The organism is Cellulomonas sp. HZM, assembly GCF_000708885.1.
In the GTDB taxonomy this organism is placed as follows: Bacteria; Actinomycetota; Actinomycetes; order Actinomycetales; family Cellulomonadaceae; genus Cellulomonas.
The window spans coordinates 1-12,305 of sequence record NZ_JEOE01000056.1; the positions used below are offsets into that span (position 1 = coordinate 1).

The 12,305-nt window shown below is 72.3% G+C and carries 8 protein-coding genes; 4 read left to right on the plus strand and 4 right to left on the minus strand.

The window, feature by feature from the left end; all coding sequences use genetic code 11:
* Positions 1–32 precede the first annotated feature (32 nt).
* From AW16_RS0116165 to AW16_RS0116175, 3 genes are read left to right on the plus strand one after another with little or no spacing between them, the layout of a single operon-like run.
* Positions 33–2,006: an alpha-1,4-glucan--maltose-1-phosphate maltosyltransferase gene (locus AW16_RS0116165; RefSeq protein ID WP_081861747.1), complete on the plus strand. Its 1,974-nt coding sequence runs from the start codon at positions 33–35 to the stop codon at positions 2,004–2,006.
* 14 nt (positions 2,007–2,020) lie between these two features.
* Entirely contained in the window at positions 2,021–3,793 is a 1,773-nt protein-coding gene (treS, locus tag AW16_RS0116170) for a maltose alpha-D-glucosyltransferase (protein WP_034649720.1), read from the plus strand.
* Complete coding sequence (locus AW16_RS0116175) at positions 3,790–5,055, plus strand: phosphotransferase (RefSeq protein WP_029292079.1); 1,266 nt, start codon at positions 3,790–3,792, stop codon at positions 5,053–5,055. The genes treS and AW16_RS0116175 overlap by 4 nt, the downstream gene beginning before the upstream one ends.
* On the opposite strand, the gene AW16_RS0116180 is transcribed toward AW16_RS0116175, so the two are convergent.
* The 4 genes from AW16_RS0116180 to AW16_RS0116195 form a co-directional block, all read right to left on the minus strand.
* Complete coding sequence (locus AW16_RS0116180; protein WP_029292081.1) at positions 5,045–5,938, minus strand: carbohydrate kinase; 894 nt, start codon at positions 5,936–5,938, stop codon at positions 5,045–5,047. The two genes, AW16_RS0116175 and AW16_RS0116180, sit on opposite strands and share 11 nt — an antisense overlap.
* Positions 5,935–7,152, minus strand: coding sequence for an AGE family epimerase/isomerase (locus AW16_RS0116185; RefSeq protein WP_231496084.1), 1,218 nt, complete (start codon positions 7,150–7,152; stop codon positions 5,935–5,937). The genes AW16_RS0116180 and AW16_RS0116185 overlap by 4 nt, the downstream gene beginning before the upstream one ends.
* Before the next feature lie 85 nt (positions 7,153–7,237).
* Complete coding sequence (locus AW16_RS0116190; protein ID WP_197021647.1) at positions 7,238–8,206, minus strand: acetylxylan esterase; 969 nt, start codon at positions 8,204–8,206, stop codon at positions 7,238–7,240.
* Positions 8,203–9,627 (minus strand): glycoside hydrolase family 28 protein, encoded by a 1,425-nt coding sequence (locus AW16_RS0116195; RefSeq protein WP_029292087.1) that lies wholly within the window; start codon positions 9,625–9,627, stop codon positions 8,203–8,205. The genes AW16_RS0116190 and AW16_RS0116195 overlap by 4 nt, the downstream gene beginning before the upstream one ends.
* Positions 9,628–9,894: 267 nt before the next feature.
* Between AW16_RS0116195 and glgB the strand changes: the two genes are divergently transcribed.
* Positions 9,895–11,985 carry a 1,4-alpha-glucan branching protein GlgB gene (gene glgB / locus AW16_RS0116200; RefSeq protein WP_369794805.1) on the plus strand — a complete coding sequence of 697 codons (2,091 nt, stop codon included), beginning with the start codon at positions 9,895–9,897 and terminating at the stop codon, positions 11,983–11,985.
* Positions 11,986–12,305 lie beyond the last annotated feature (320 nt).

Sequence of the window (12,305 nt, forward strand, 5' to 3'; positions counted from 1 at the left end):
CCGACACCCCGACCGGCCCGCCCGTCGGTCGCATCCCTGTGGTCGACGTCGCCCCGGTGGCCGAGGCCGGCCGCTTCCCCGCCAAGGCGGTCGTCGGCGAGGCGTTCCCGGTCCGCGCGACCGTGTTCCGCGAGGGCCACGACGCGGTCGCCGCGACCGCCGTCCTCGTGGACCCGGACGGCCGCGACCACAGCACTGCGCCGATGGTGGACGTCGCGCCGGGCCTCGACCGGTTCGAGGCACGCCTCGTCGCCGACCGCACCGGCGACTGGTCCTTCCGGGTCGAGGGCTGGTCGGACCCGTACGCGACGTGGGTGCACGACGCGTCGATCAAGGTCGCGGCCGGCATCGACGTCGAGCTCATGCTCGCGGAGGGGGCCGTGCTCCTCACGCGCGCCGCGGACCGCCGCGGGGCAGAGGCGATGCCCGACGACGACGCGCACGTGCTGCGCGCCACGGTCGCGGCGCTGCGCGACGTGCACCTGTCCCCGCAGGACCGTCTCGGCGCCGCGCTCGCACCCCAGGTCCGCGCGGCGCTGGGCCGCACGCCGCTGCGGGACGTGGTCAGCTCGTCGCCCGCCTACCCGCTGCGCGTCGACCGCCCGCTCGCGCTGACGGGCGCGTGGTACGAGCTGTTCCCGCGCTCGCACGGCGCCTGGTACGACGAGCAGACGGGCCGCTGGGTGAGCGGCACGCTGCGCACCGCCGCCGAGCAGCTGCCCCGCATCGCCGCGATGGGGTTCGACGTCGTGTACCTGACGCCCGTTCACCCGATCGGCTCGACCAACCGCAAGGGCCGCAACAACTCGCTGCTCACCGAGCCGGGCGACCCGGGCTCCCCGTACGCGATCGGCTCGGCGGACGGCGGCCACGACGCGATCGAGCCCGGGCTCGGCACGTTCGACGACTTCGACGCGTTCGTCGCACGCGCCCGCGAGCACGGGATGGAGGTCGCGCTCGACATCGCGCTGCAGTGCAGCCCGGACCACCCGTGGGTGCGCGAGCACCCGCAGTGGTTCACGACGCGGGTCGACGGATCGATCGCCTACGCGGAGAACCCGCCGAAGAAGTACCAGGACATCTACCCGCTGAACTTCGACAACGACCCCGCGGGCATCTACGCCGAGGTGCGGCGCGTGCTGCAGGTGTGGATCGACCACGGCGTGACGCTGTTCCGCGTCGACAACCCGCACACCAAGCCGCTCGACTTCTGGCAGTGGCTGCTCGCGGACGTGCACCGCGACCACCCCGAGGTGATCTTCCTGTCGGAGGCGTTCACGCGCCCCGCGATGATGCAGACGCTCGCGAAGATCGGCTTCCACCAGTCGTACACGTACTTCACGTGGCGCAACACCAAGGACGAGGTCGCGGAGTACCTGGAGGAGGTCTCGGGCGAGCAGGGCGCGTGGATGCGGCCCTCGTTCTGGCCGACGACGCACGACATCCTGCCGCCGTACCTGTCGAGCAGCGGCGGGCGCGGGTTCGCCGTCCGCGCGCTGCTCGCCGCGACCGGCAGCCCGACGTGGGGGATCTACTCGGGCTACGAGCTCGTCGAGGACGTGCCGCGCCCGGGCGCGGAGGAGCAGATCGACAACGAGAAGTACGAGCTCAAGCCGCGCGACTGGTCTCGCGCCGAGCACCTGGGGATCGCGCTCCTGCTGGGCAACCTCAACGCCATCCGGCGCGCGCACCCTGCGCTGCAGCAGCTGCGCAACCTGCGCGTGCACCCGACGAGCGACGACGCGACCGTCGCGTTCTCCAAGCACCTCGACGCCGAGCACTCGCCGACGGGCCGCGCGGACACCGTGCTGGTCGTCGTGAACCTCGACCCGTGGGGGGTGCGCGAGGGCACCGTCGAGATCGACCTGGGCGCGCTGGGCCTGCCCGACGAGGTGCGCGCGCACGACCTGCTGACCGACGAGACCTGGACCTGGGGGCGGTCCGTGTTCGTGCGGCTGGACCCGGCCGAGCGGCCGGGCCACGTCGTCGTCCTGGAGGCGCCGTGACCATCGACCCCCCCGTGCGCACGTCTGCGCTGCCCGTCGTGCGCGAGCCCGCGCCGACGACGTCGCAGATCCGGCTGCCCGTCGGGCGCCAGCCCAAGGTCCCCGACCTGCACGAGGGCGGGCTGTCCGACGACCCCCAGTGGTACCGCACCGCGGTGTTCTACGAGGTCATGCTGCGCTGCTTCTCGGACTCGTCGGGCGCGGGCAGCGGTGACCTGCGCGGCCTGATCGACCGCCTCGACTACCTGCAGTGGCTCGGGATCGACTGCCTGTGGCTCCCGCCGTTCTACCCGAGCCCGCTGCGCGACGGCGGCTACGACGTCGCCGACTACACCGCGGTCGCGGCGCAGTACGGCAGCATCGCGGACTTCACCGAGCTCATCCAGCAGGCGCATGCGCGCGGCATGCGCATCGTGGTCGACCTCGTCATGAACCACACGAGCGACCAGCACCCGTGGTTCCAGGCGTCGCGCTCGGACCCCGAGGGCCCGTACGGCGACTTCTACGTGTGGTCGGACGACAGCACGCGCTACCAGGACGCGCGCATCATCTTCGTCGACACCGAGACGTCCAACTGGACGTTCGACCCCGTGCGGCGGCAGTACTTCTGGCACCGGTTCTTCAGCCACCAGCCGGATCTCAACTTCGACAACCCGCGCGTGGTCGAGGCGATGCTCGACGTCGGCCGGTTCTGGCTCGGCCTGGGCGTGGACGGGTTCCGCCTCGACGCCGTGCCGTACCTGTTCGAGGCCGAGGGCACCAACTGCGAGAACCTGCCGGAGACGCACGAGTTCCTGCGCAAGGTCCGCGCGATGATCGACGACGAGTTCCCGGGCCGCATCATGCTCGCCGAGGCGAACCAGTGGCCCGAGGACGTCGTGCACTACTTCGGCTCGGAGACCGAGCCCGAGTGCCACATGTGCTTCCACTTCCCCGTGATGCCGCGCATCTACTACTCGATCCGCGACCAGCGGGCCGCGCCGATCGTCGACATCCTGGCCGACACCCCGCCCATCCCGTCGCACGGTCAGTGGAGCACGTTCCTGCGCAACCACGACGAGCTCACGCTCGAGATGGTCTCCACCGAGGAGCGCGCGTCGATGTACGGCTGGTACGCGCCCGACTCGCGGATGCGTGCCAACGTGGGCATCCGCCGTCGGCTCGCGCCGCTGCTCGACAACAGCCGCAAGGAGATCGAGCTCGCGCACGCGCTGCTGCTCTCCCTGCCGGGCAGCCCGTGCCTGTACTACGGCGACGAGATCGGCATGGGCGACAACATCTGGCTCCCGGACCGGGACGCGGTGCGCACGCCCATGCAGTGGACGCCTGACCGCAACGCGGGCTTCTCGACGGCCGATCCCGGCAAGCTCTACCTCCCGCTCGTGCAGTCGTTGGTGTTCCACTACGGCCACACCAACGTCGAGGCCCAGCTCGCGCAGCCGACGAGTCTCCTGCACTGGGTCCGCGGCATGCTCTCGGTGCGCCGCCAGCACCCCGCGATGGGCCGGGGCGACTTCACCGCGATGGCCTGCGACAACGAGTCGGTGCTCGCGTTCACGCGCTCGGAGGGCGACGAGACGCTCCTGGTCGTCGCAAACCTGGCGTCCACGGCGCGCCGCGCGACCGTCACGGTCCAGGGGCACGAGGGCGACGAGCTGCGCGACCTGTTCGGCGGCTCGTCGTTCGGCACGGTGGGCCCCGACGGGGCGGTGACGTTCACGCTCGGCACGCGCGAGTTCTACTGGCTCGCGCTGCAGGCTCCGGCCGACGAGGAGGCACGCGCATGACGGTCGTCGCGCAGGCTCCCACCGCGGACGACCACGCGCTCGCCGAGGCCCTCGCGCCGTGGCTGCCGACGCGTCGATGGTTCCCGGTCAAGGGCGTGCAGGCGCAGGTCTCGGCCACGGGTGCCCTGCGTCTGGCCGACGACGTCCTCGTGCTGCTGCTGCGCGCCCGCGCGGGATCGATCGACGCGCTGCTGCAGGTCCCCCTCGTGCTCGGCGAGGGCCCCGGTGACGTCGTGGCCACGCTCGGCGACGCCGACGTCCGCGACGGCGCGGCCGACCCCCGCTTCCTGCGCGCGTGGCTCGCTCTCGCGGACGGTCCCGGGACGGCTGCCGACCCGGCGACCGCGCGGCAGATCTCGGGCGAGCAGTCCAACACCTCGGTCGTGCTCGGCGACGCCGCGATCCTCAAGGTCCTGCGTGCGCTGCAGCCGGGCGAGAACCCTGACATCGACGTCCCCCGGCGGCTCGTCGAGCAGGGCTGGGCCAACGTGCCGGCACCGCTGGCCTGGCTCGAGGGCGAGTGGCCCGGCCGCGACGGCGCACCGGTCCGCGGGTACCTGGGCGCGATGAGCGCGTTCGTCGCGGGCGCCCAGGACGGGTTCGAGCTCGCGTGCGCGTACGCGGCTCGGCGCGAGCCCTTCGACGACCTCGCTCGCGACCTGGGCGCGGTGACGGCCACGATGCATGTCGCGCTCGCCGACGCCTACCCGGTGGAGCACGAGGGCGCGCAGCGCGTCGCCGACGGCCTCGCGCAGCGGTTCGCGTGGGCGACGTCCGCGGTGCCGCGCCTCGCGGATCACGCCGCCGGCGTGGACGCCGTGGTGGCACGCGTGCGTGCGCTGCCCGCCGTGCCGCCGCGTCAGCGCGTGCACGGCGACCTGCACCTGGGGCAGGTCCTGCGCGCGCAGGACCGCTGGTTCGTGACCGACTTCGAGGGCGAGCCGCTCGCGCCGCTCGCCGAGCGCACGCGCCCGGACCTCGCGGTGCGCGACCTCGCCGGCCTGCTGCGGTCGCTCGACTACGCGGCGGCCGTCGGCGGGCTCGCCGGCGACGACGCCCTGACCTGGACGACGGCCGCACGCACGGCTCTCACGGCGGGCTACGCGGGCAGCGCGCACGACGACGACCCGACGACCACCGCCGAGCTCGTCCGCGCGCTCGAGCTCGACAAGACCTTGTACGAGGTCGTCTACGAGCAGCGCAACCGGCCCGACTGGCTCCCGATCCCGCTCGCGGGGCTGGACCGCCTGCTCAGTCGCTGAGCTCGTCCGCCCACGGCGGGTTCGCCCCGCTGCGGCTCACGGTGATCGCCGCCGCACGCGCGCAGCGTTCCAGGATCGTCCGGAGCGTGTCGTCGTCGAGCGCGCGCAGCGCCTCACGGTCGCCCGCGACCCCCGCGCCGACCAGCCCGTCGACGAGCGCACCCATGAACGTGTCCCCCGCGCCGACGGTGTCGACGACGTCGACCTTGGGTGCCGCGACCCACGACGTGCCCCCGGGCCGCACGACGCTCGCCCCGTCGCCCCCGCGCGTCACCACGACGACCGCCGGCCCCAGGTCGAGCCACGCCTGTGCCACGTCGTCCACGCCGCGCTCGGGCTCGAACCACGCGAGGTCCTCGTCGCTGACCTTGACGACGTCCGCGAGCGCGACGAGCTCGAGCACGCGCGCGTAGGCGGCGGCGCGGTCGCCCATGATCGCGGGCCGCGCGTTCGGGTCGTAGGTGATGGTCGTCGTCGGCCGCACGCGCTCGACGAGCTCGGCGACCTGCCGGCCACCCGGGTCGAGGACGGCGGAGATCGAGCCGATGTGCAGCAGCTCGGCGGGCTGCACCTCGACGTCGCCGAGGTCCCACGACAGGTCGAAGACGTACGTCGCGGCGCCGGTCTCGTCGAGCGTGGCCTGCGCGGTCGACGTGCGCTCGGACGGCACGACGAGCACGTCGACCCCCGACTCCTCGAGCCAGCCGCGCACCGCGGAGCCGTAGGGGTCGTCGCCGAACGACGTCAGCAGCCGGGGGGCACGCCCCAGCCGGCCGAGCGTGAGCGCGACGTTGGCCGGGCTGCCGCCCGGGTGCTCCACGACGCTGCCGTCGGCCCGACGCACCACGTCGACGAGCGCCTCGCCGACGACGAGCACGCTCATCGCACGAGCCCGTCGGCCACGGCGCGTCCGATCGCGGGCGCGAGCGGCAGGCGCGGGATGAGAACGGACTGCACCGCGTGGTACAGGTCGGCCTTGCCGGGCCACACGGTGTCGGTGGGGACGTTGTCCTGGTCGAGCTGGTGGTGCCACGAGCCGCGCTCGACGTCGAGCACGTGCTCGACCGCGTAGTCCCACCACTGCGCGTACAGCTCGGCGAACCGCTCGTCCTCGCTGCGCTGGTAGAGGGCGGCAGCGGCCGCGGTCGCCTCGGCCACCACCCAGTGCATGCGGTCGTGCACGACGGGCGCGCCGGACCAGTCGGTCGTGTACACGAAGCCCGGTGCGCCGTCCGCGGCCCACCCGTCCGCGACGGCCCGGTCGAACAGCGCGGTGGCGCCTTCGAGGCCCCCGCCGGGCACGTCCGCGCCCGCGGCCTCCACGTGCAGCAGCAGCCGCGCCCACTCGAGGCCGTGGCCGATCGTCGCGCCGTACGGCTTGAACTTGTCGCCGGGGCGGTCCGCGTTGAGCTCGAGCTGCGGGACCCACTCCTCGTCGTAGTGCTCGGGGATGCGCCACTCGTTCGCCGCGGCCGCTGCGACGACGCGCGTGCAGATGCGCCGAGCGCGGTCGAGCCACAGCTTGTCGCCCGTGACGTCGTACGCCGCGAGCGACGCCTCGACGGTGTGCATGTTCGCGTTGACCCCGCGGTACGGGTCGAGGTGGGCCCAGTCTCTGCTCCACCCGTCGACGCACATGCCGTCGGCCTCGTCCCAGAACCGGGTGCCGAGCACGTCGAGCGCCTCGTCCAGCAGCTCGCGCGCACCGGGGCGGCCCGCGAGCGTCGCGCTGGACGCTGCGAGCACGACGAAGGCGTGGTCATAGCACGCCTTGAGCCCGGACTCCCGCCCCGGGCCGGCGTCGGCGAACCAGCCGCCGTTCTCGTCGTCGTGCAGCGGTCCCGCCAGGCCCGCGAGCGCGGCGTCGGCGATCGCTGCGGCGCCCGGCACGCCGAGCATGGTCGCGAGCGAGTACACGTGCACGGTTCGCGAGGTGATCCACGTTTGCACCGGCTGCGACGGGTCGGGGTGGCCGTCGTCGTCCAGCCACCGCGCTCCGCCACCGTCGGCGGGCAGCTCACGGCCGAAGGCGAGCAGGCGGGCCAGCTCGCCCGCGAGCCAGTCGCGGTGGGTGGCAAGTTCGGGCCAGGCGATCACGCGGGTCCTCCAGTGTGTGGTTCATCCGGCGGATGAGCCCCTTGATCCCGGGTGCGGCAGCACTGCCGGGTGACAACGTTGTCGGTCAGGATATCTCCTGCGACAGCCATCCGAGCTGACGCTGCTGCTGGTGCGCCTGACCGCCCTCGTGCCCGTTGTACGCGTACGGGACGATCGTGGCAGGACCGCGGTACGCATGGAAAGCCGCGTACACCGTCGACGGCGGGCACACGGGGTCGCGCAAGGCCACCGAGAACAGGGCGGGAGCGGTCGCGCGTGCCGCGTGCAGGGCCCCGTCGACGTAGTCGAGCGTCGTGAGCACCCGGTCGGTCTGGTCTCGGTGGACCGCGAGGTAGCGGGCCACCTCGGCGTACGGGTCGACCTCGCTCACGTCGACCGCGCGACGGATGTGGCACAGGAACGGCACGTCGACGAGCGCCGCGGCGAGCCCGTCGACGAGCCCGGCCACCGCGAGCGCCAGGCCGCCGCCCTGGCTCGCGCCGGCCACGACGACCCGCTCGGCGTCGACGCCGTCGAGCGTGCGCACCGCGTCGACCGCTCGCACCGCGTCGGTCACGAGCCGGCGGAAGTAGGAGGTCGAGAGGTCGAGCACCCCGCGGGTCATCCATCCCGGTCCGGCCGGGCCGGACCCGTGCGGGTCGGGCGTGCCCCCGCCGCTGCCCCACGACGAGCCCTGGCCCCGCGTGTCCATGAACAGGTAGGCGTATCCCGCAGCGGGCCAGAGCAGCCGTTCGTGCGGCAGCCCGCGCCCGCCGCCGTACCCGTTGTACTCGACGACCACGGGCAGCGGGCCGTGCGCACCGGCCGGCCGCAGGTACCAGGCGGCGATCCGCTCACCTCCGTACCCGCCGAACCGTACGTCGTGCACCTCGACGAGCGGGAGGCCCGCGTCCACCCGCTCGAGCGTCACGTCGAGCGGATGGCGCCGTGCGTCCTCGAGCGTGGCGCGCCACACGTCGTCGAAGTCCGCAGGCGCGACGAGCTCCGGCCGGTAGGCCTCGAGCTCTGCGAGCGTGAGCTCGGGCAGCGTCACCGGGGTCCGCCCACCACATCGGCTGCACGCGCCAGCTCGGCGACGTCGGGCCCGTACCGGTCCTCGTCGGCTCCGCGTCGACGCACGGCGACCGCGTCCAGCCCGTCGCGCGCCGCGGTCCCGCGCAGCCCCTCGACGACGAGCCCGTCGACGTCGACCGCCTCGACCGCGTGCGCGTAGGCGTCGTCGTGCCCCGCCCACACGACCTCGCAGTCGCGCAGCGTGACGTCGCCGAGCGTGTCGAGGTAGATCCCCGCCGTGTCGTGCGCGTACACCTCCGCGCCCTCGGAGGTGGGCCGTCGGTCGTACTCGCCACCGGGCCAGCTCGACCAGCGGTCCAGCTCGATGCGCACGTCGTCGAGCACGATCCCCTGCGCGAGGCCCGGGGCGTCCGCGGCGAGGTACGCACCGTTCTCGGAGCGCGCCAGGATGTTCCGGAACCGCACGTTGCGCAGCCGCCCCACGGTGTCGTGCCACGCGCCGACGTTCACGTAGATCGGTTCGCCGTGCCCCCACCAGGCGCGCTGGAAGTGCCGCGTCTCGACGATGCAGTCGGTGAACAGGATGTTCTCGAAGCTCCCCTCCTGCCCCAGGTTGACCGCGAGGCCGCGGTGCGACGACCGGATCACGCAGTTGCTGACCACCACGTTGCGGATGTCCTCGACGGCGTCGACGCCCACGACGACGGCGCTCGACGTCGACCGCAGCGTGCAGTTCGTGATCACGACGTCCTCGGTCGGCCCGTACCCCGCGAGCTCCTCGCACGTCTTGAGCGAGATCGCGTCGTCGCCGCTCGAGATGTCGCAGTCGCTGATCCGCACGCGGCGGCACCGGTCGAGGTCGATGCCGTCGGCGTTGGGATACTTCAGGTCCGTGTCGATCGTGACGCCGTGCACGAGCACGTCCTCGCAGCCGGACAGGCGCAGGCACCACAGCGCCGCGTCGCGCAGCAGGACGTCGCGCACGACGAGCCGGCGCACCCCGATGAGGAACACCGTGAACGGCCGCTGGTTCGGGCAGCGGTAGATGTGGCCGAGGTCTTCCTCGACGAAGTACCGCCCTGCACCGTCGATCGTCCCCGCGCCTGTGATCGCGACGTCCTCGCAGTCGCGAGCGGTGATGAGCATGAGAGCGACGTCGTTGTCGGGGTTCACGACGCCCGCCGACAGCGCCCCCACCTCGAGGCGCGCGGTGTAGTGCGCGGGGTCGCCGGAGCCCTGCAGCACCGCTCCCCGCTCGACGTGCAGCTCGACGTGCGAGCGGAGCTCGATCGAGCCCGTGAGGTAGGTGCTCCCGGCGGGCACGACGACGCGTCCGCCGCCGGCGGCGTGGCACGCGTCGATCGCGGCCTGGATCGCGCGCGCGTCGTTCGTCGTGCCGTCGCCCACGGCGCCGTGGTCGCAGATGTCGTAGTCGGTCATCGAGTCTTCTCTCCATCGAGCACATCGGGTGCCGCGGCTTACTTTATTTGCTTAACCAAGTATGTCAACGTCCGTCCGGCGGGTGACAGCTCGGGGACGCGCAGGCCCGGGACCTGCGCCGCAGCGCCCGCAGTGGTTGGGTAGAGACCATGAGCCCGGCCGCATCCCCCCCCGGTCCCCGTCGATCCCGACCTGCTGCGCACCGTCGCCCACGGCGCGTCGTACAACCCGCATGACGTCCTGGGACCTCATCGCGGCGAGGGGTCGGTGACCGTCCGGGTGCTGCGGCCGATGGCCGATGCGGTCGTCATCCGCACGGCAGCGGGCCGCACGCCGGCGACGCACGAGCAGGACGGCGTCTGGGTGGCGGTGCTGCCAGGCAACGACGTGCCGGACTACCGCGTCGAGACGACGTACGGCCAGGACACCGCCGAGTCCGACGACCCCTACCGGTTCCTTCCCACCGTGCACGAGCTCGACCAGCACCTCATCCGCGAGGGGCGCCACGAACAGCTCTGGCAGACGCTCGGCGCGAACGTGCAGACGTACCCGGGCGAGCTCGACGAGGTGCACGGCACGTCCTTCGCGGTATGGGCACCCAACGCGCGAGCGGTGCGGGTCGTCGGCGACTTCAACTACTGGCAGGGCGCGACCCACGCGATGCGCTCGCTCGGCAGCAGCGGCGTCTGGGAGCTCTTCGTCCCCGGCGTCGGCGCGGGCAGCCGCTACAAGTTCGAGATCCTGGCCCACGACGGGTCGTGGCGGCAGAAGGCCGACCCGATGGCACGCGGCACCGAGGTCCCGCCGGCCACCGCCTCCGTCGTCGTCGAGTCCACATACCGCTGGACCGACGACTCGTGGATGGCGGCCCGCGCCACGACCGATCCGCACACGCAGGCGCTGTCGGTGTACGAGGTGCACCTCGGCTCGTGGCGCCTCGGTCTGTCCTACCGCGACCTCGCGCACCAGCTCACCGAGTACGTCCTCGACCTCGGGTTCACGCACGTCGAGCTCCTGCCCGTCGCAGAGCACCCGTTCGGCGGCTCCTGGGGCTACCAGGTGACCTCGTACTACGCGCCGACCTCCCGGTTCGGCCACCCCGACGACCTGCGCTACCTCGTCGACACGCTCCACAACGCCGGCATCGGCGTGATCATGGACTGGGTGCCCGGCCACTTCCCCAAGGACGAGTGGGCGCTCGCCCAGTTCGACGGCACCGCGCTGTACGAGCACCCGGACCCCCTCCTGGGCGAGCAGCCCGACTGGGGCACGTACATCTTCAACTTCGGCCGCTCGGAGGTGCGCAACTTCCTCGTCGCGAACGCCACGTACTGGCTCGAGGAGTTCCACGTCGACGGCCTGCGGGTCGACGCCGTCGCCTCGATGCTCTACCTCGACTACTCGCGCAAGGACGGTCAGTGGCGGCCCAACCGCTACGGCGGCCGCGAGAACCTCGAGGCGATCGCGTTCCTGCAGGAGGCCAACGCGACCGCGTACCGCCGCAGCCCCGGGACGATGATCATCGCCGAGGAGTCCACGGCGTGGCCCGGCGTCACCGCTCCGACCGACCACAACGGCCTCGGCTTCGGCCTGAAGTGGAACATGGGCTGGATGAACGACACGCTGCGCTACCTCGCGGAGGAGCCCGTGCACCGCCGCTACCACCACGGCGAGATCACGTTCTCGATGGTCTACGCCTACTCCGAGCGCTACATCCTGCCGATCAGCCACGACGAGGTCGTGCACGGCAAGGGATCCCTGTACGGGCGCATGCCCGGCGACCACTGGCAGAAGCTCGCCGGTGTGCGCAGCCTGCTCGCCTACCAGTGGACGCACCCAGGCAAGCAGCTCCTGTTCATGGGTCAGGAGTTCGCCCAGCCCGACGAGTGGAACGAGGGCTCCTCCCTGTCCTGGTGGGCGCTCGACGACGAGTCATACCGCGGCGTGCGCGACGCACTGCGCGACCTGAACCGCGTCTACCGCGACCACCCCGCGCTCTGGCAGCTCGACCACGTGAGCGACGGTTTCGAGTGGATCGACTCCGACGACGCGGACGGCAACACGCTCGCGTACCTCCGCCACGGCACCGATGCCCCCGACGTGGTGGTCGTCGTCAACTTCGCCGGCGTCCCGCACGAGCGCTACCGGCTCGCGCTCCCCGCCGGGGGACGGTGGACTGAGGTCTTCAACTCCGACTCCACGCAGTACGGCGGGTCCGGTGTGGGAAACCTCGGCGTCGTCGACGCGCTCCCCGACCCCCACTACGGGCGTCCCTACTCCGCGCTCGTGCGCATCCCGCCGCTCGGAGCGGTCATCTTCGCCGCTCCGACGTCCGACAACGGCGCCGACCTGTTCTAGGACGCCGCCGCCAACCACACGGACGAGGCCTCCGTGACATACCCGCAACCCCACGCCGAACCCTGCACGCGCCGGTGAACCAAGAAGAGGTCCGCATCAGCGCCTTCAGCGCAAGCAGAGCTTCACGCCACCGCCTTCGCGGCGACGCAGACCGCCTGGAGACACAGCACTCGTCATTCTCGCGGCTCGACGGGCGAATGGTGCGGGGACAGTTCGGTCAAGAAACAGAAAGAGCCACCCCGGATGGGGTGGCTCTTTCTGAATGGTGTCCGGCGGCGTCCTACTCTCCCACACCCTGGCGAGTGCAGTACCATCGGCGC